This is a genomic window from Enterobacter sp. I4 (assembly GCF_022669095.1).
In the GTDB taxonomy this organism is placed as follows: Bacteria; Pseudomonadota; Gammaproteobacteria; order Enterobacterales; family Enterobacteriaceae; genus Enterobacter; species Enterobacter pasteurii.
The window spans coordinates 96,045-116,028 of record NZ_JALBUO010000001.1; the positions used below are offsets into that span (position 1 = coordinate 96,045).

At 56.4% G+C, this 19,984-nt stretch carries 9 protein-coding genes and 3 rRNA genes; 9 read left to right on the top strand and 3 right to left on the bottom strand.

Annotation, left to right across the window (positions count from 1 at the left end):
- Positions 1–3 precede the first annotated feature (3 nt).
- The gene (gene purH, locus MOQ06_RS00495) at positions 4–1,593 is read right to left on the bottom strand and encodes a bifunctional phosphoribosylaminoimidazolecarboxamide formyltransferase/IMP cyclohydrolase (protein WP_242169884.1); all 1,590 of its coding nucleotides are present in this window, start codon (positions 1,591–1,593) and stop codon (positions 4–6) included.
- Positions 1,594–2,154: 561 nt separating this feature from the next.
- Between purH and MOQ06_RS00500 the strand changes: the two genes are divergently transcribed.
- The 7 genes from MOQ06_RS00500 (at position 2,155) to aceK (ending at position 13,181) form a co-directional block, all read left to right on the top strand.
- A 16S ribosomal RNA gene (locus tag MOQ06_RS00500) occupies positions 2,155–3,696 on the top strand.
- 198 nt (positions 3,697–3,894) lie between these two features.
- Positions 3,895–6,798: ribosomal RNA gene (locus MOQ06_RS00505) — 23S ribosomal RNA — on the top strand.
- 64 nt (positions 6,799–6,862) lie between these two features.
- Positions 6,863–6,978 (top strand): 5S ribosomal RNA (rrf, locus tag MOQ06_RS00510).
- The 16S, 23S and 5S rRNA genes sit together here, the layout of an rRNA operon.
- Before the next feature lie 210 nt (positions 6,979–7,188).
- Positions 7,189–8,118, top strand: a complete 930-nt coding sequence (metA, locus tag MOQ06_RS00515) for a homoserine O-succinyltransferase (protein WP_176608978.1) — start codon at positions 7,189–7,191, stop codon at positions 8,116–8,118.
- Positions 8,119–8,388: 270 nt separating this feature from the next.
- Positions 8,389–9,990, top strand: a complete 1,602-nt coding sequence (gene aceB, locus MOQ06_RS00520) for a malate synthase A (RefSeq protein WP_242169888.1) — start codon at positions 8,389–8,391, stop codon at positions 9,988–9,990.
- Positions 9,991–10,021: 31 nt separating this feature from the next.
- The gene (gene aceA / locus MOQ06_RS00525) at positions 10,022–11,326 is read left to right on the top strand and encodes an isocitrate lyase (protein WP_242169891.1); all 1,305 of its coding nucleotides are present in this window, start codon (positions 10,022–10,024) and stop codon (positions 11,324–11,326) included.
- Positions 11,327–11,441: 115 nt separating this feature from the next.
- The gene (gene aceK / locus MOQ06_RS00530) at positions 11,442–13,181 is read left to right on the top strand and encodes a bifunctional isocitrate dehydrogenase kinase/phosphatase (protein WP_242169894.1); all 1,740 of its coding nucleotides are present in this window, start codon (positions 11,442–11,444) and stop codon (positions 13,179–13,181) included.
- A 68-nt stretch (positions 13,182–13,249) separates the two neighbouring features.
- Here the strand turns inward: aceK and iclR are convergent, their stop codons facing one another.
- Positions 13,250–14,077, bottom strand: coding sequence for a glyoxylate bypass operon transcriptional repressor IclR (iclR, locus tag MOQ06_RS00535; protein WP_000258962.1), 828 nt, complete (start codon positions 14,075–14,077; stop codon positions 13,250–13,252).
- 193 nt (positions 14,078–14,270) lie between these two features.
- Between iclR and metH the strand changes: the two genes are divergently transcribed.
- A complete protein-coding gene (gene metH / locus MOQ06_RS00540; protein WP_242169896.1) occupies positions 14,271–17,954 on the top strand; it encodes a methionine synthase in 3,684 nt (1,227 codons plus the stop codon).
- A 114-nt stretch (positions 17,955–18,068) separates the two neighbouring features.
- The gene (locus MOQ06_RS00545) at positions 18,069–19,700 is read left to right on the top strand and encodes a Na/Pi cotransporter family protein (protein WP_242169900.1); all 1,632 of its coding nucleotides are present in this window, start codon (positions 18,069–18,071) and stop codon (positions 19,698–19,700) included.
- Here MOQ06_RS00545 and MOQ06_RS00550 read toward each other — a convergent pair.
- Positions 19,697–19,984 carry an addiction module antidote protein gene (locus MOQ06_RS00550; protein WP_193356408.1) on the bottom strand — a complete coding sequence of 96 codons (288 nt, stop codon included), beginning with the start codon at positions 19,982–19,984 and terminating at the stop codon, positions 19,697–19,699. The genes MOQ06_RS00545 and MOQ06_RS00550 overlap by 4 nt on opposite strands.

Genomic DNA, 19,984 nt, shown 5'->3' on the forward strand with positions numbered 1-19,984 from the left:
GAATTAATGGCGGAAGTGACGCATGTCGGTGAAGATCATCGCGATGCCGTGTTCGTCGGCGGCGGCAATCACTTCGTCGTCGCGGATTGAGCCGCCAGGCTGGATCACGCAGGTGATGCCCACCGCAGCGGCCGCATCGATGCCGTCGCGGAACGGGAAGAAGGCGTCAGAGGCCATGGCGGAGCCTTTCACTTCCAGACCTTCGTCACCTGCTTTGATACCGGCAATTTTCGCAGAGTAAACGCGGCTCATCTGGCCTGCACCTATCCCGATGGTCATGTTCTCTTTCGCGTAGACAATGGCGTTGGATTTCACGAACTTCGCCACCTTCCAGCAGAACAGCGCGTCGCGCAGCTCCTGCTCGGTCGGCTGGCGTTTGGTCACCACGCGCAGGTCGGCTTCCGTCACCATACCCAGATCGCGATCCTGAACCAGCAGGCCACCGTTCACGCGCTTGAAGTCCAGGCCCGGCACGCGTTCTGCCCACTGGCCGCAAACCAGCACGCGCACGTTCTGTTTCGCAGCGGTGATTTTCAGCGCTTCTTCTGATGCGGACGGCGCGATGATCACTTCGACAAACTGGCGGGAGATGATGGCCTGTGCGGTTTCGGCATCCAGCTCGCGGTTGAAGGCGATAATGCCGCCAAACGCGGAGGTCGGGTCGGTTTTGTAGGCGCGATCGTAAGCGTCAAGGATAGAGGTGCTCACGGCAACGCCGCATGGGTTGGCGTGCTTGACGATAACGCAGGCCGGCTCGCTGAACTCTTTCACGCATTCCAGCGCAGCGTCGGTGTCGGCAATGTTGTTATAGGAGAGCGCTTTGCCCTGAACCTGCTGAGCGGTTGCGACAGAAGCTTCTTTTACCTCTTCTTCTATATAGAAGGCAGCCTGCTGGTGGCTGTTCTCACCGTAACGCATATCCTGTTTCTTAATGAAGTTCAGGTTCAGCGTGCGCGGGAAGCGGCCGGAAGGATCTTTGCTTTCACCGTGGTAAGCAGGCACCAGGCTACCGAAGTAGTTGGCAATCATGCTGTCGTACGCGGCGGTGTGTTCGAAGGCTTTGATGGCGAGGTCGAAACGCGTTGCCAGGGTCAGCGACCCTTCGTTGGCGTCTATCTCATTAATAATGGTGTTGTAGTCGCTGCTCTTCACCACAATGGCTACATCTTTATGGTTCTTGGCGGCAGAGCGCACCATGGTCGGACCGCCGATGTCGATATTCTCAACCGCATCTTCCAGGGTGCAGCCTTCGCGGGCTACGGTCTGGGCAAATGGATAGAGGTTAACGACAACCATGTCGATTGGCGCGATGTCATGCTGTTCCATAATGCCGTCGTCCTGACCGCGACGGCCAAGAATACCTCCGTGCACTTTCGGGTGCAGGGTTTTGACGCGTCCATCCATCATTTCCGGGAAACCGGTGTAGTCGGACACTTCGGTTACCGGCAGACCTTTATCTGCTAACAGGCGCGCGGTGCCACCTGTAGAAAGCAGCTCCACACCACGTGCGGAAAGTGCCTGAGCGAATTCGACGATACCGGCTTTATCAGAAACACTGAGCAGAGCGCGGCGGACTGGACGACGTTGTTGCATGGTAAATCCCCTGGATTTCACGATTACAGAGAGCGTTAGATGAATTTTCCCGCGAAAAACTCATCTAACACACCTGACGGGGCATCCTTGTTAGGCGCGAGCATTTTAACGAAAACGTTTGCGCAACGCTCGCATATTTTCACTTTTTCGAAGCGCTGTGGATAACTCTGTGCGTAAAAGGGTATAAGGCGGGGTTTTGCTGGGGAATGCAGCAGTCAGTCATTTTTCTGTCATTTAGCGGTTGCGGCCTGCGGAGAACTCCCTATAATGCGCCTCCATCGACACGGCGGATGTGAATCACTTCACAAACAGCCCGGTCGGCTGAAGAGAAAAAATCCTGAAATAACGGGTTGACTCTGAAAGAGGAAAGCGTAATATACGCCACCTCGCAACGGTGAGCGAAAGCCGCGTTGCAACTGCTCTTTAACAATTTATCAGACAATCTGTGTGGGCACTCAAAGTGACATGGATTCTTAACGTCGCAAGACGAAAAATGAATACCAAGTCTCTGAGTGAACATACGTAATTCATTACGAAGTTTAATTCACGAGCATCAAACTTAAATTGAAGAGTTTGATCATGGCTCAGATTGAACGCTGGCGGCAGGCCTAACACATGCAAGTCGAACGGTAACAGGAAGCAGCTTGCTGCTTTGCTGACGAGTGGCGGACGGGTGAGTAATGTCTGGGAAACTGCCTGATGGAGGGGGATAACTACTGGAAACGGTAGCTAATACCGCATAACGTCGCAAGACCAAAGAGGGGGACCTTCGGGCCTCTTGCCATCGGATGTGCCCAGATGGGATTAGCTAGTAGGTGGGGTAACGGCTCACCTAGGCGACGATCCCTAGCTGGTCTGAGAGGATGACCAGCCACACTGGAACTGAGACACGGTCCAGACTCCTACGGGAGGCAGCAGTGGGGAATATTGCACAATGGGCGCAAGCCTGATGCAGCCATGCCGCGTGTGTGAAGAAGGCCTTCGGGTTGTAAAGCACTTTCAGCGGGGAGGAAGGCGGTAAGGTTAATAACCTTGCCGATTGACGTTACCCGCAGAAGAAGCACCGGCTAACTCCGTGCCAGCAGCCGCGGTAATACGGAGGGTGCAAGCGTTAATCGGAATTACTGGGCGTAAAGCGCACGCAGGCGGTCTGTCAAGTCGGATGTGAAATCCCCGGGCTCAACCTGGGAACTGCATTCGAAACTGGCAGGCTAGAGTCTTGTAGAGGGGGGTAGAATTCCAGGTGTAGCGGTGAAATGCGTAGAGATCTGGAGGAATACCGGTGGCGAAGGCGGCCCCCTGGACAAAGACTGACGCTCAGGTGCGAAAGCGTGGGGAGCAAACAGGATTAGATACCCTGGTAGTCCACGCCGTAAACGATGTCGACTTGGAGGTTGTGCCCTTGAGGCGTGGCTTCCGGAGCTAACGCGTTAAGTCGACCGCCTGGGGAGTACGGCCGCAAGGTTAAAACTCAAATGAATTGACGGGGGCCCGCACAAGCGGTGGAGCATGTGGTTTAATTCGATGCAACGCGAAGAACCTTACCTACTCTTGACATCCAGAGAACTTAGCAGAGATGCTTTGGTGCCTTCGGGAACTCTGAGACAGGTGCTGCATGGCTGTCGTCAGCTCGTGTTGTGAAATGTTGGGTTAAGTCCCGCAACGAGCGCAACCCTTATCCTTTGTTGCCAGCGGTTAGGCCGGGAACTCAAAGGAGACTGCCAGTGATAAACTGGAGGAAGGTGGGGATGACGTCAAGTCATCATGGCCCTTACGAGTAGGGCTACACACGTGCTACAATGGCGCATACAAAGAGAAGCGACCTCGCGAGAGCAAGCGGACCTCATAAAGTGCGTCGTAGTCCGGATTGGAGTCTGCAACTCGACTCCATGAAGTCGGAATCGCTAGTAATCGTAGATCAGAATGCTACGGTGAATACGTTCCCGGGCCTTGTACACACCGCCCGTCACACCATGGGAGTGGGTTGCAAAAGAAGTAGGTAGCTTAACCTTCGGGAGGGCGCTTACCACTTTGTGATTCATGACTGGGGTGAAGTCGTAACAAGGTAACCGTAGGGGAACCTGCGGTTGGATCACCTCCTTACCTTAAAGAACCTGCCTTTGCAGTGCTCACACAGATTGTCTGATGAATGATGAACTTCTGAATGTACTTTCGAGTGCATTAAGAAGTTTTGCTCTTTAAAAATCTGGATCAAGCTGAAAATTGAAACGACACACAGCTCATGTGTGTTCGAGTCTCTCAAATTTTCGCAATCAGAAGTGAAACATCTTCGGGTTGTGAGGTTAAGCGACTAAGCGTACACGGTGGATGCCCTGGCAGTCAGAGGCGATGAAGGACGTGCTAATCTGCGAAAAGCGCCGGCGAGGTGATATGAACCCTTGACCCGGCGATGTCCGAATGGGGAAACCCAGTGCAATCCGTTGCACTATCGTTAGCTGAATACATAGGCTAACGAGGCGAACCGGGGGAACTGAAACATCTAAGTACCCCGAGGAAAAGAAATCAACCGAGATTCCCCCAGTAGCGGCGAGCGAACGGGGAGCAGCCCGGAGTCTGAATCAGCTTGTGTGTTAGTGGAACGGTCTGGAAAGTCCGACGGTACAGGGTGATAGTCCCGTACACGAAAGCACACATGCTGTGAACTCGAAGAGTAGGGCGGGACACGTGGTATCCTGTCTGAATATGGGGGGACCATCCTCCAAGGCTAAATACTCCTGACTGACCGATAGTGAACCAGTACCGTGAGGGAAAGGCGAAAAGAACCCCGGCGAGGGGAGTGAAAAAGAACCTGAAACCGTGTACGTACAAGCAGTGGGAGCCTCTTTATGGGGTGACTGCGTACCTTTTGTATAATGGGTCAGCGACTTATATTCTGTAGCAAGGTTAACCGTATAGGGGAGCCGAAGGGAAACCGAGTCTTAACTGGGCGTTAAGTTGCAGGGTATAGACCCGAAACCCGGTGATCTAGCCATGGGCAGGTTGAAGGTTGGGTAACACTAACTGGAGGACCGAACCGACTAATGTTGAAAAATTAGCGGATGACCTGTGGCTGGGGGTGAAAGGCCAATCAAACCGGGAGATAGCTGGTTCTCCCCGAAAGCTATTTAGGTAGCGCCTCGTGAACTCATCTTCGGGGGTAGAGCACTGTTTCGGCTAGGGGGCCATCCCGGCTTACCAACCCGATGCAAACTACGAATACCGAAGAATGTTATCACGGGAGACACACGGCGGGTGCTAACGTCCGTCGTGAAGAGGGAAACAACCCAGACCGCCAGCTAAGGTCCCAAAGTCATGGTTAAGTGGGAAACGATGTGGGAAGGCACAGACAGCCAGGATGTTGGCTTAGAAGCAGCCATCATTTAAAGAAAGCGTAATAGCTCACTGGTCGAGTCGGCCTGCGCGGAAGATGTAACGGGGCTAAACCATGCACCGAAGCTGCGGCAGCGACACTATGTGTTGTTGGGTAGGGGAGCGTTCTGTAAGCCGTTGAAGGTGTGCTGTGAGGCATGCTGGAGGTATCAGAAGTGCGAATGCTGACATAAGTAACGATAAAGCGGGTGAAAAGCCCGCTCGCCGGAAGACCAAGGGTTCCTGTCCAACGTTAATCGGGGCAGGGTGAGTCGACCCCTAAGGCGAGGCCGAAAGGCGTAGTCGATGGGAAACAGGTTAATATTCCTGTACTTGGTGTTACTGCGAAGGGGGGACGGAGAAGGCTATGTTAGCCGGGCGACGGTTGTCCCGGTTTAAGCATGTAGGCGGAGGTTCCAGGTAAATCCGGTACCTTTTAACGCTGAGGTGTGACGACGAGGCACTACGGTGCTGAAGTAACAAATGCCCTGCTTCCAGGAAAAGCCTCTAAGCATCAGGTAACACGAAATCGTACCCCAAACCGACACAGGTGGTCAGGTAGAGAATACCAAGGCGCTTGAGAGAACTCGGGTGAAGGAACTAGGCAAAATGGTGCCGTAACTTCGGGAGAAGGCACGCTGATATGTAGGTGAAGCCCCTGCGGGTGGAGCTGAAATCAGTCGAAGATACCAGCTGGCTGCAACTGTTTATTAAAAACACAGCACTGTGCAAACACGAAAGTGGACGTATACGGTGTGACGCCTGCCCGGTGCCGGAAGGTTAATTGATGGGGTTAGCGGCAACGCGAAGCTCTTGATCGAAGCCCCGGTAAACGGCGGCCGTAACTATAACGGTCCTAAGGTAGCGAAATTCCTTGTCGGGTAAGTTCCGACCTGCACGAATGGCGTAATGATGGCCAGGCTGTCTCCACCCGAGACTCAGTGAAATTGAACTCGCTGTGAAGATGCAGTGTACCCGCGGCAAGACGGAAAGACCCCGTGAACCTTTACTATAGCTTGACACTGAACACTGGTCCTTGATGTGTAGGATAGGTGGGAGGCTTTGAAGCGTGGACGCCAGTCTGCGTGGAGCCGCCCTTGAAATACCACCCTTTAATGGCTGGTGTTCTAACGTAGACCCGTGATCCGGGTTGCGGACAGTGTCTGGTGGGTAGTTTGACTGGGGCGGTCTCCTCCCAAAGAGTAACGGAGGAGCACGAAGGTTGGCTAATCCTGGTCGGACATCAGGAGGTTAGTGCAATGGCATAAGCCAGCTTGACTGCGAGCGTGACGGCGCGAGCAGGTGCGAAAGCAGGTCATAGTGATCCGGTGGTTCTGAATGGAAGGGCCATCGCTCAACGGATAAAAGGTACTCCGGGGATAACAGGCTGATACCGCCCAAGAGTTCATATCGACGGCGGTGTTTGGCACCTCGATGTCGGCTCATCACATCCTGGGGCTGAAGTAGGTCCCAAGGGTATGGCTGTTCGCCATTTAAAGTGGTACGCGAGCTGGGTTTAGAACGTCGTGAGACAGTTCGGTCCCTATCTGCCGTGGGCGCTGGAGAATTGAGGGGGGCTGCTCCTAGTACGAGAGGACCGGAGTGGACGCATCACTGGTGTTCGGGTTGTCATGCCAATGGCACTGCCCGGTAGCTAAATGCGGAAGAGATAAGTGCTGAAAGCATCTAAGCACGAAACTTGCCCCGAGATGAGTTCTCCCTGAGACTTTAAGTCTCCTGAAGGAACGTTAAAGACTATGACGTTGATAGGTCGGGTGTGTAAGCGCAGCGATGCGTTGAGCTAACCGATACTAATGAACCGTGAGGCTTAACCTTACAACGCCGAAGATGTTTTGGCGAAGAGACAGATTTTCAGCCTGATACAGATTAACAGAATTTGCCTGGCGGCTTTAGCGCGGTGGTCCCACCTGACCCCATGCCGAACTCAGAAGTGAAACGCCGTAGCGCCGATGGTAGTGTGGGGTCTCCCCATGTGAGAGTAGGGAACTGCCAGGCATCAATTAGAAGAACCCCGTACCGTAAGGTGCGGGGTTTTTTGCTTTGGGCTTTCCTCTCTTCCTGTGAAAGAGGCCTTCAGACCGCACCATCCCCTCCTTGAAACTTTCTCACCTTTCGCTTGCAGACTCGACATTCCAGCCAAATCTGGTTATCGTTAGCTGTCTGGATGTCTAAACGTTTATACGTATGCTGTGAGGATTTAAGGTTATGCCGATTCGGGTGCAGGACGAGCTACCAGCCGTCAATTTCTTACGTGAAGAAAACGTCTTTGTGATGACGGCTTCACGCGCTACAGGTCAGGAAATTCGCCCGCTGAAGGTACTGATTCTTAATCTGATGCCAAAGAAGATCGAAACGGAGAACCAGTTCCTGCGTTTGCTTTCGAACTCTCCGCTTCAGGTTGATATCCAGCTGCTGCGCATTGACGCGCGTGAATCGCGGAATACGCCTGCTGAGCATCTGAATAACTTCTACTGTAATTTTGACGACATTCGCGAGGAGAACTTCGACGGGTTGATCGTCACCGGCGCTCCGCTGGGGCTGGTAGAATTTAATGACGTTGCCTACTGGCCGCAGATCAGGCAGGTGCTGGAGTGGGCAAAAGATCACGTCACGTCCACACTATTTGTCTGCTGGGCAGTCCAGGCCGCGTTGAATATTCTCTACGGCATCCCTAAGCAAACCCGAACCGAAAAGCTTTCTGGCGTTTATGAACACCACATTATTCACCCTCACGCGCTGCTGACGCGCGGTTTCGATGACTCCTTCCTGGCACCGCACTCCCGCTATGCTGATTTCCCGGCGCAGCTGATCCGCGATTACACCGATCTGGAGATCCTGGCCGAAACGGAAGAGGGCGATGCTTACCTGTTTGCCAGCCGGGACAAGCGCATCGCGTTTGTGACTGGCCATCCGGAATACGATCCGGACACCCTCGCGTCAGAGTATTTCCGTGATGTCGAAGCGGGCCTTAATCCTGAAGTGCCGTACAACTATTTCCCAAAAAACGATCCGCAGAACAAACCCAGAGCTACCTGGCGCAGCCATGGCAATTTACTGTTTACCAACTGGCTCAACTATTACGTCTACCAAATCACGCCATACGATCTGCGCCACATGAATCCGACGCTGGAGTAATCTTCTGCGTTAAACGATCCTAAAGCGTTTCAGCTGTTCAAAACAGGCACCTTCGGGTGCCTTTTTTATTTCCGAAATACCGCTCAACAAGCAATGAAATTTTAATTCAATGTTAATCAACAGGTTATCTACAATATTTTATTAAAATGGAAATTGTTTTTGATTTTGGAGAAAATATAGATAGTCTTAATTCTGCTGAGCGAAAACTACACAACGATCTTTCGCTCGCATCGGGAGCGTGAATTTGGATCTTTGACGAGGAGCAGCGTAATGAATCAACAGGCAACCACTGCGGATGAACTGGCCTTTACCCAGCCACACGGCGAGCAGGAACAACACGTTTTAACGACAGAAGCCGTCGAATTTTTGACTGAGCTGGTGACCCGCTTTACCCCGCAGCGCAACAAGCTGCTGGCGGCACGCATTCATCAACAGCAGGAAATCGATAACGGCAAGTTGCCTGGTTTTATTTCGGAAACCGCTTCCATTAGGCAGGGTGAATGGAAAATCCGCGGTATACCTGAAGATTTACAGGATCGTCGCGTCGAGATCACCGGTCCGGTAGAGCGTAAGATGGTGATCAACGCCATGAATGCGAACGTCAAAGTGTTTATGGCGGACTTCGAAGACTCCCTCGCGCCGGACTGGCGGAAAGTTATCGACGGGCAGATCAACCTGCGCGATGCCGTAAACGGTACCATCAGCTATACCAATGAAGCCGGTAAAATTTACCAGCTCAAACCTAATCCGGCAGTGCTGGTCTGCCGCGTACGCGGTCTGCATTTGCCTGAAAAACACGTCACGTGGCGCGGAGAAGCGATTCCGGGCAGCCTGTTCGACTTTGCGCTCTACTTCTTCCACAACCATAAAAACCTGCTGGCGAAAGGCAGCGGACCCTATTTCTATCTGCCGAAAACCCAGTCCTGGCAGGAAGCGGCGTGGTGGAGTGAAGTGTTCAGCTACGCAGAAGACCGCTTCAACCTGCCGCGCGGCACCATTAAGGCCACGCTGCTGATTGAAACCCTGCCTGCCGTATTCCAGATGCACGAGATCCTTCACGCGCTGCGCGACCACATTGTGGGCCTGAACTGCGGTCGCTGGGACTACATTTTCAGCTATATCAAGACCCTGAAAAATCACGCCGATCGGGTGCTGCCGGATCGCCAGGTCGTCACTATGGATAAGCCGTTCCTCAGCGCTTACTCGCGCCTGCTGATCAAAACCTGTCACAAACGCGGCGCGTTTGCGATGGGCGGCATGGCGGCCTTTATCCCGAGCAAAGACGCGGAACGCAACAATCAGGTGCTCAACAAGGTGAAAGCCGATAAAGAGCTGGAAGCCCGCAACGGCCATGACGGGACGTGGATCGCTCACCCGGGCCTGGCCGATACGGCGATGGAGGTTTTCAACCGCGTGCTGGGTGACAATAAAAACCAGCTTTTTGTTACGCGTGAAGACGATGCCCCCATCGCTGAAGAACACCTGCTGGCACCGTGTGCGGGTGAACGAACGGAAGAGGGAATGCGCGCTAACATTCGCGTCGCTGTTCAGTACATCGAAGCGTGGATTTCCGGTAACGGCTGCGTGCCAATCTACGGCCTGATGGAAGATGCGGCGACGGCGGAAATTTCACGTACCTCAATCTGGCAGTGGATCCACCATCAAAAAACGCTCAGCAACGGAAAACCGGTAACGAAAGCACTGTTCCGCCAGATGCTGGCCGAAGAGATGCGGGTGATCCAGGACGAGCTGGGCGAGCATCGCTTCAGCAGCGGGCGCTTTGACGATGCCGCGCGCCTGATGGAGCAAATCACCACGTCGGATGAGTTAATCGACTTCCTGACCCTGCCGGGCTACCGCTTCCTGGCGTAATTCACCACATAACAATATGGAGCATCTGCACATGAAAACCCGTACCCAACAAATCGAAGAATTACAGAAAGAGTGGACTCAACCACGCTGGGAAGGCATCCGCCGTCCCTTTAGCGCAGAGGAAGTGGTGAAGTTACGCGGCTCGGTTAACCCGGAATGCACGCTGGCGCAGAACGGCGCGGCGAAAATGTGGGATCTGCTGCACGGGGGCGCCAGAAAGGGCTATATCAACAGCCTCGGTGCGCTGACCGGCGGTCAGGCGCTGCAGCAGGCGAAGGCCGGCATTGAGGCTATCTATCTCTCCGGCTGGCAGGTTGCGGCTGACGCCAACCTGGCCTCCAGCATGTACCCGGATCAGTCCCTCTACCCGGCTAACTCCGTACCGTCGGTGGTGGATCGGATCAACAATACCTTCCGCCGTGCGGATCAGATCCAGTGGGCCGCGGGTATCGAACCTAACGATCCGCGCTTTATTGACTACTTCCTGCCGATCGTCGCGGACGCGGAAGCCGGTTTCGGCGGCGTGCTGAACGCCTTCGAGCTGATGAAATCGATGATTGAGGCTGGTGCAGCGGCCGTTCACTTCGAGGATCAGCTGGCGTCGGTGAAGAAGTGCGGCCACATGGGCGGGAAAGTGCTGGTGCCGACCCAGGAAGCGATTCAGAAGCTGGTTGCCGCGCGTCTGGCCGCGGACGTGCTCGGCGTGCCAACGCTGGTTATTGCCCGTACCGATGCAGACGCGGCGGATCTGATCACCTCTGACTGTGACCCGTACGACAGCGAGTTCATCACCGGCGAGCGCACCAGCGAAGGGTTCTACCGCACCCATGCCGGTATCGAACAGGCGATCAGCCGCGGCCTGGCGTATGCGCCGTATGCCGATCTGGTCTGGTGTGAAACCTCCACGCCGGATCTGGCGCTGGCGAAGCGCTTTGCCGACGCCATTCATGCGAAATATCCGGGCAAGCTGCTGGCCTATAACTGCTCGCCATCCTTCAACTGGCAAAAGAATCTGGACGATACCACCATCGCCAGCTTCCAGCAGCAGCTGTCGGATATGGGCTACAAGTACCAGTTCATCACCCTGGCGGGTATCCACAGCATGTGGTTCAACATGTTCGACCTGGCGCACGCCTACGCGCAGGGCGAAGGCATGAAGCACTATGTTGAGAAGGTGCAGCAGCCGGAATTCGCCGCGGGTAAAGAGGGCTATACCTTCGTCTCGCACCAACAGGAAGTCGGGACGGGCTATTTCGATAACGTGACCACTATCATTCAGGGTGGCACCTCCTCCGTCACCGCCTTAACGGGGTCAACTGAAGAAGCGCAGTTCTAATTTTTTCCCTCACCCTAACCCTCCCCCGAAAGGGAGAGGGGATGGTCTGGTGCGGATCTGTTTTCTCCCTCTCCCCTCCGGGGAGAGGGCCGGGGTGAGGGGTGAGGGGAAATCTATGTCGCGTGGCCTGGAATTACTGATTGCCCAAACCATTTTGCAGGGCTTCGATGCCCAGTATGGCCGTTTTCTTGAAGTGACATCCGGCGCGCAGCAGCGCTTCGAACATGCAGACTGGCATGCGGTTCAGCAGGCCATGAAGCAGCGTATCCATCTTTATGACCACCACGTGGGTCTGGTGGTGGAGCAGCTGCGCTGTATTACCGACGGTAAAAGTCCTGATGCGGAATTTTTACTGCGCGTCAAAGAGCACTACACCCATTTGTTACCCGACTACCCTCGCTTCGAAATTGCGGAGAGTTTTTTTAACTCCGTCTATTGCCGGTTATTTGACCACCGCTCGTTATCTCCTGAGCGGTTATTTATCTTCAGCTCCCAGCCCGAGCGACGCTTTCGTACCATTCCGCGCCCGCTGGCGAAAGATTTTTTCCCCGACCGCGGATGGGAAAAGCTGCTGCACCGCATCTTAACGGATTTGCCGCTGCGTCTGCCCTGGGAGAATAAATCCCGTGATGTCGGCTATATCCATGCGCATCTCAGCGAAACCTTCGGCGGGCAGGTGCTCAGCCGCAGCCATTTGCAGGTGGCCAACGAGCTATTCTACCGCAATAAAGCCGCCTGGCTGGTCGGCAAACTGGTTACGCCAACAGCCATCGTGCCGTTTCTGTTACCCATCCACCGTACCGACGAGGGCGAACTGTTTGTCGATACCTGCCTGACCACCAGCGCCGAGGCCAGTATCGTATTTGGCTTCGCCCGCTCCTACTTTATGGTTTACGCCCCGCTGCCCGCCGCGCTGGTGGAGTGGCTGCGGGAGATCCTGCCGGGCAAAACCACCGCCGAGCTGTATATGGCGATTGGCTGCCAGAAGCACGCCAAAACGGAAAGCTACCGGGAGTATCTGCGGTACGTCACGACGGCCGATGAGCAGTTTATCGAAGCGCCGGGAATCCGCGGCATGGTGATGCTGGTCTTCACGCTCCCGGGCTTTGACCGGGTGTTTAAGGTGATTAAGGATAGATTCGCCCCGCAGAAAGAGATGACCGCAGCCCACGTTCGCGCCTGCTACCAGCTGGTTAAAGAGCACGATCGCGTCGGGCGCATGGCCGATACCCAGGAGTTTGAAAACTTTGTGCTGGACAAGCAGCAAATCGACCCGGCGCTCATGTCGCTGTTAATGCAGGAAGCCTCCGGCAAAATCACCGATCTTGGTGACAAAATCGTGATAAGCCATCTCTATATAGAGCGCCGCATGGTGCCGCTGAATATCTGGCTGGAGCAGTCCAAAGGCCAGGCACTGCGTGATGCCATTGAGGAGTACGGCAACGCGATTCGCCAGCTTGCCGCCGCCAATATTTTTCCGGGCGATATGCTGTTTAAAAACTTCGGCGTCACCCGCCACGGGCGGGTTGTGTTCTACGATTACGATGAAATTTGCTATATGACCGAGGTGAATTTCCGCGACATACCGCCGCCCCGGTATCCGGATGACGAGCTTTCCGCCGAGCCGTGGTACAGCGTTTCGCCGGGTGATGTGTTTCCCGAAGAGTTTCGCCACTGGCTATGTGCGGACCCGCGCATTGCACCGTTATTTGAAGAGATGCATGCCGACCTGTTTCGGGCCAGCTACTGGCGCGGGCTGCAAACGCGGATTAAAAACGGACATGTGGAAGACGTCTACGCTTACCGCCGCAAGCAGCGGTTTTGCGTACGGTTTTCTCCCTCTCCCGCAGGGTAAGGGCATCATGTTTTCTCCCTCTCCCTGTGGGAGAGGGCCCGGGTGAGGACATCAGACCGCCCTCAATCCTAGCGAATCCCGCCGTACGCCAGCGTGACCTCTTTCGCCGCCTTAATGACCAGCGCGCCTAGCTCGGTTACCCGGTCATCGGTCATACGTGAAATGGGGCCGGAGATAGAAATGGCGGCAAACGGCTCGCGGTGCTCGTCGAAGATACAGGACGCGAGGCAGCGCAGCCCGAGGGCATGTTCTTCGTCATCAAAGGAATAGCCGCGCTTGCGGGTCAGGGCCAAATCTTCCTTCAGATGAACCGGCGACACCAGCGTGGCGTGGGTGTAGGCGTGCAGCCCTTTGCGGTGCAGCAGCCCCGTCACCTGCTCTTCGCTCAGCTGCGAGAGAAACGCTTTTCCCGCCCCGGAGGCGTGCATCGGCAGCTTGCCGCCTATCGGCGCGGACATACGCATCAGCTGCGTGCACTGCACCTGGTCGATGATAATCGCCTGATGGTCGCTCTGGTCCAGCACCGCGAGATTTACCGTCTCGCCGGACTCCTCCATCAGCTTGCGCAGAATCGGGTGGACAATGGCCAGCAGGTTGCGGCTCTGCAGGAAGCTGCTGCCAACGATAAAGGCGTGCGCGCCAACCGCCCAGTGACCCAGCTCGCCCACCTGACGTACGAAGCCCAGCTGCTGCATGGTGGTCAACAGGCGGTGAGTGGTGGAGTTCGGCAGTCCCGCCTGCTGCGCCAGCTCCGTCAGGGCCACGCTGCCGTGCGATTCGGCTATCCATTCCAGCAGCTTCAGGCCGCGGGTCAGGGATTGAACCTGTCCGCCGGGCTGTGCGGCAGGGTTGGCGGCAGGTTTTCTGCCGCGTTTGGCGGGAACGGTCGTAACCATGATGAACTCCTTTTTCTGTATCGTGGAAATCATTTTCGTTTTATTTGGTGGTTTTGCAACCGTTATCCTGACTGATCGGAGGAGTGATGGTGAACATGTCTCATGTTCCCGCCGTGTGGCTTTTCGGCCCTGCGAGATTATGCCAGTATGGAACGCAGCCTATTGGCCATGTTGAGCGTTGTCGGGAGCAAGTGTGAGCAGCAAAGTAGAGCAACTGCGTGCGCAGTTAAATGAACGAATTCTGGTGCTGGACGGCGGCATGGGCACCATGATCCAGGGCTATCGTCTGAGCGAAGACGATTTCCGCGGCGAACGCTTTGCCGACTGGCCCTGTGACCTGAAAGGCAACAACGACCTGCTGGTGCTCAGCAAGCCGTCCGTGATTAAGGATATCCACAACGCCTACTTCGAAGCGGGGGCGGATATCGTTGAGACCAACACCTTTAACTCGACAACCATCGCCATGGCGGATTACCGGATGGAATCCCTGTCGGCGGAGATCAACCTTGAAGCGGCCAGACTCGCCCGCGCCTGTGCCGATGAGTGGACGGCGCGCACGCCGGACAAGCCGCGCTACGTTGCCGGGGTGCTTGGCCCCACCAACCGCACCGCGTCGATTTCACCGGACGTCAATGACCCGGCATTCCGTAACATCACCTTTGACCAGCTGGTCGCGGCCTATCGTGAATCGACCAGAGCGCTGGTGGAGGGCGGCTCCGACCTGATCCTGATTGAAACCGTCTTCGACACCCTCAACGCCAAAGCCGCGATTTACGCGGTGAAGGAGGAGTTCGAGGCGCTGGGCGTTGACCTGCCGATCATGATTTCCGGCACCATTACCGACGCCTCCGGCCGTACCCTGTCCGGCCAGACAACGGAAGCTTTCTACAACTCGCTGCGTCACGCGGAGGCGCTCTCCTTTGGCCTGAACTGCGCCCTGGGGCCAGACGAACTGCGCCAGTACGTGCAGGAGCTGTCGCGCATTGCGGAGTGCTACGTCACGGCGCACCCGAACGCCGGCCTGCCGAACGCGTTTGGCGAGTACGATCTGGATGCCGACACCATGGCGGCGCAAATCCGCGAGTGGGCCGAGTCCGGCTTCCTGAACATCGTTGGCGGCTGCTGCGGTACTACGCCGGAGCACATCGCCGCCATGAGCAATGCGGTGGCCGGGCTGCCGCCGCGCAAGCTGCCGGAGCTTCCCGTTGCCTGTCGCCTTTCCGGCCTGGAGCCGTTGACCATCGGCGACGACAGCCTGTTTGTGAACGTGGGTGAACGTACCAACGTGACCGGTTCTGCTAAATTCAAGCGCCTGATCAAAGAAGAGAAGTACAGCGAAGCGCTGGACGTTGCCCGCCAGCAGGTGGAAAGCGGCGCGCAGATCATCGATATCAACATGGACGAGGGGATGCTCGACGCCGAAGCGGCGATGGTGCGCTTCCTCAACCTGATTGCCGGCGAGCCGGACATCGCCCGCGTGCCGATCATGATTGACTCCTCCAAATGGGAAGTGATCGAAAAGGGGCTGAAGTGCATTCAGGGTAAAGGCATCGTTAACTCCATCTCCATGAAGGAGGGTGTTGATATCTTTATCCACCACGCGAAGATGGTGCGCCGCTACGGTGCCGCCGTGGTGGTGATGGCCTTCGACGAAGTGGGCCAGGCGGATACCCGCGAGCGCAAAATCGAGATATGCCGCCGCGCGTACAAGATTTTGACCGAAGAGGTGGGCTTCCCGCCGGAAGACATTATCTTCGACCCGAATATTTTCGCCGTCGCGACCGGCATCGAGGAGCACAATAACTACGCCCAGGACTTTATCGGGGCATGTGAAGATATTAAGCGCGAGCTGCCGCATGCGCTGATCTCCGGCGGCGTGTCGAACGTGTCGTTCTCGTTCCGCGGTAACGACCCGGTGCGTGAAGCAATCCACGCCGTGTTCCTCTACTATGCCATCCGCAACGGGATGGACATGGGGATCGTTAACGCCGGGCAGCTGGCAATTTACGACGATCTGCCAGCGGAGCTGCGCGATGCGGTGGAAGATGTGATCCTCAACCGTCGTGACGACGCAACCGAACGCATGCTGGAGCTGGCGGAAAAATACCGCGGCAGTAAATCTGACGAATCAGCCAACGTTCAGCAGGCCGAATGGCGCGCCTGGGACGTGAAAAAGCGTCTGGAATACTCGCTGGTGAAAGGCATTACCGAATTCATCGAGCAGGATACCGAGGAAGCGCGTCAGCAGGCAGCCCGCCCGATTGAGGTGATCGAGGGGCCGCTGATGGACGGCATGAACGTGGTCGGCGATCTATTTGGCGAGGGCAAAATGTTCCTGCCGCAGGTGGTGAAATCCGCCCGCGTCATGAAGCAGGCCGTGGCTTATCTGGAGCCGTTTATCGAAGCCAGCAAAGAGAAAGGCTCCAGCAACGGCAAGATGGTCATCGCCACCGTGAAGGGCGACGTGCACGACATCGGCAAGAACATCGTCGGCGTGGTGCTGCAGTGCAATAACTACGAGATTATCGATCTCGGCGTGATGGTTCCGGCGGATAAAATCCTCAAGACCGCGCGCGAGGTGAACGCCGATCTGATTGGCCTCTCAGGGCTAATCACCCCGTCGCTGGACGAGATGGTCAACGTTGCAAAAGAGATGGAGCGTCAGGGCTTCACCATTCCGCTGCTGATTGGCGGGGCGACCACCTCGAAAGCGCATACGGCGGTGAAAATCGAACAGAACTACAGCGGCCCGACGGTTTACGTGCAGAACGCTTCGCGCACCGTTGGCGTGGTTTCCGCGCTGCTCTCCGACACCCAGCGCGATGACTTCGTGGCGCGCACCCGCAAAGAGTATGAAACCGTCCGCATTCAGCACGGCCGTAAAAAACCGCGCACGCCGCCTGTTTCACTTCAGGCGGCGCGGGATAACGATCTGGCGTTCGACTGGTCCAGCTATACGCCACCGGTCGCGCACCGACTGGGCGTGCAGGACGTCACCGCCAGCATCGAGACGCTGCGTAACTACATCGACTGGACGCCGTTCTTTATGACCTGGTCGCTGGCGGGCAAATATCCGCGCATCCTTGAAGATGAAGTGGTAGGCGAAGAGGCGAAGCGCCTGTTCAGAGACGCCAACGACATGCTCGACAAACTGAGCGCAGAAAAAGCCCTTAATCCGCGCGGCGTGGTGGGCCTGTTCCCGGCGAACCGCGTGGGCGACGATGTGGAAATTTATCGCGATGAGACCCGTACCCACGTGCTGGCAGTAAGCCATCACCTGCGCCAGCAAACGGAGAAAGTGGGCTTTGCCAACTACTGCCTGGCGGATTTTGTCGCGCCGAAGCTGAGTGGTAAAGCCGACTACATCGGCGCGTTTGCGGTAACCGGCGGTCTGGAAGAAGACGCGCTGGCGGACGCGTTCGACGCGCAGCACGATGATTACAACAAAATCATGGTTAAAGCGATTGCCGACCGCCTGGCGGAAGCCTTCGCCGAGTATCTGCACGAGCGCGTGCGCAAGGTGTACTGGGGCTATGCGGCGAACGAGAATCTCAGCAACGAGGATCTGATCCGCGAAAACTACCAGGGCATCCGCCCGGCGCCGGGCTATCCGGCCTGCCCGGAACATACGGAGAAGGGCACCATCTGGAACCTGCTCGACGTAGAAGCGCATACCGGCATGAAGCTCACCGAGTCATTCGCCATGTGGCCGGGGGCGTCCGTTTCGGGCTGGTATTTCAGCCATCCGGACAGCAAGTATTTCGCCGTGGCGCAGCTTCAGCGCGATCAGGTTGAAGATTATGCCCGGCGCAAAGGCATGAGCGTGTCAGAGGTAGAGCGCTGGCTCGCGCCAAATTTAGGCTACGACGCGGACTAACGTCACTTTTCCTTACAACAAACAGGGCACCGCTAGGGTGCCTTGTCTCTTTCTTACGTTTAAACCCTTATACTGAATCATAAAAACGAATAACGATAAGGAGGAACACCTTCCGTGTTGACGTTGTTACACCTGCTCTCGGCAGTCGCACTGCTGGTATGGGGCACCCATATTGTCCGTACCGGCGTGATGCGCGTGTTCGGCGCGCGCTTACGTACCGTTCTTAGCGGCAGCGTTGAGAAGAAGCCGCTCGCCTTCTGCGCGGGCATTGGCGTGACGGCGCTGGTGCAGAGCAGCAATGCCACCACCATGCTCGTCACCTCTTTCGTGGCGCAGGATCTGGTGGCGCTCGCCCCGGCGCTGGTCATTGTTCTGGGTGCCGACGTCGGTACCGCGCTGATGGCGCGTGTCCTCACCTTCGATCTCTCCTGGCTGTCGCCGCTGCTGATTTTTATCGGCGTCATCTTCTTCCTCAGCCGTAAGCAAAGCCGCGCCGGGCAGCTCGGTCGCGTCGGTATTGGCCTCGGGCTGATTCTGCTGGCGCTGGAGCTGATTGTTCAGGCGGTTACCCCTATCACCGAGGCCAACGGCGTGCAGGTCATCTTCGCCTCGCTGACCGGGGATATCATGCTGGATGCACTGATCGGTGCGGTGTTTGCTATCGTCAGCTACTCCAGCCTGGCGGCAGTCCTGCTGACGGCCACGCTCACCGCTGCAGGCGCGATCTCCTTCCCGGTGGCGCTGTGTCTGGTGATCGGGGCCAACCTCGGCTCCGGCCTGCTGGCGATGCTCAATAACAGCGCTGCCAATGCCGCCGCCCGCCGCGTGGCGCTGGGCAGTCTGCTGTTTAAGCTTGTGGGCAGCTTGATTATTCTGCCGTTCGTTCATCCGCTGGCGAACCTGATGGACAACCTCCCGCTGCCGAAGGCGGAGCTGGTGATCTACTTCCACGTCTTCTACAACCTGGTGCGCTGTCTGGCGATGGTGCCGTTCGCTGCGCCGATGGCCCGCTTCTGCGAGCGCCTCATCCGCGATGAACCAGAGCTGGACGCGCGCCTTAAGCCGAAGCATCTGGACACCTCGGTGCTGGATACCCCGGCGCTGGCTATCGCCAATGCCGCCCGTGAAACGCTGCGCATGGGCGATGCGATGGAGACCATGCTCGAAGGGCTGCAGAAGGTGATGCACGGCGAGCCGCGCGAAGAGAAAGAGCTGCGCAGGCTGGCAGACGACATCAACGTGCTGTACACCGCCATCAAGCTCTATCTGGCGCGCCTCCCGCAGGACGAGCTGGCGGAAGAGGAGTCCCGACGCTGGGCGGAAATTATCGAGATGTCGCTGAACCTGGAACAGGCCTCGGATATCGTCGAGCGTATGGGCAGCGAAATCGCGGACAAATCCCTGGCCGCGCGTCGGGCCTTTTCCGTTGAAGGGCTGAAGGAACTGGAAGCGCTACACGAACAGCTGGTGAGCAACCTGAAGCTGGCGATGTCGGTCTTCTTCTCCAGCGACGTGCCGAGCGCGAGGCGCCTGCGCCGCAACAAGCATCGTTTCCGCATCCTTAACCGTCGCTACTCGCACGCCCACGTTGAGCGCCTGCATCAGCAAAACGTGCAGAGTATCGAGACCAGCTCCCTGCACCTGGGGCTGCTGGGGGATATGAAGCGCCTCAACTCGCTATTCTGCGCCGTGGCGTACAGCGTGATGGAACAGCCGGATGAAGACGACCAGCGGGATGAGTATTAATCCCGGGCCGGCTTAATTGTTAGCCCAAGGCCCAATGCTTTCATGACCGCCAGCGTGGTTTTGAGCGTTGGGTTTCCCTTATCACTGAATGAACGATAAAGCTGCTCTCGTGATAAGCCAGTCTGCTGCGAAATGGTCGACATTCCTTTCGCTCGCGCGACAACGCCCAACGCTTTAGCAATATACGCTGAGTCACCGGTTTCTAATGCATCAGCCATAAATACGGCGATTTCCTCGTCATCCACCAGCGCAGCTGCGGGATCGTAGGGTGTTAATTTATGCAT

Excerpts from the sequence above, each read along its gene's own strand:
- purH (WP_242169884.1), bottom strand. The coding sequence starts at position 1,593 with ATGCAACAACGTCGTCCAGTCCGCCGCGCTCTGCTCAGTGTTTCTGAT.
- metA (WP_176608978.1), top strand. The coding sequence starts at position 7,189 with ATGCCGATTCGGGTGCAGGACGAGCTACCAGCCGTCAATTTCTTACGT.
- aceB (WP_242169888.1), top strand. The coding sequence starts at position 8,389 with ATGAATCAACAGGCAACCACTGCGGATGAACTGGCCTTTACCCAGCCA.
- aceA (WP_242169891.1), top strand. The coding sequence starts at position 10,022 with ATGAAAACCCGTACCCAACAAATCGAAGAATTACAGAAAGAGTGGACT.
- aceK (WP_242169894.1), top strand. The coding sequence starts at position 11,442 with ATGTCGCGTGGCCTGGAATTACTGATTGCCCAAACCATTTTGCAGGGC.
- iclR (WP_000258962.1), bottom strand. The coding sequence starts at position 14,077 with ATGGTTACGACCGTTCCCGCCAAACGCGGCAGAAAACCTGCCGCCAAC.
- MOQ06_RS00550 (WP_193356408.1), bottom strand. The coding sequence starts at position 19,984 with ATGCATAAATTAACACCCTACGATCCCGCAGCTGCGCTGGTGGATGAC.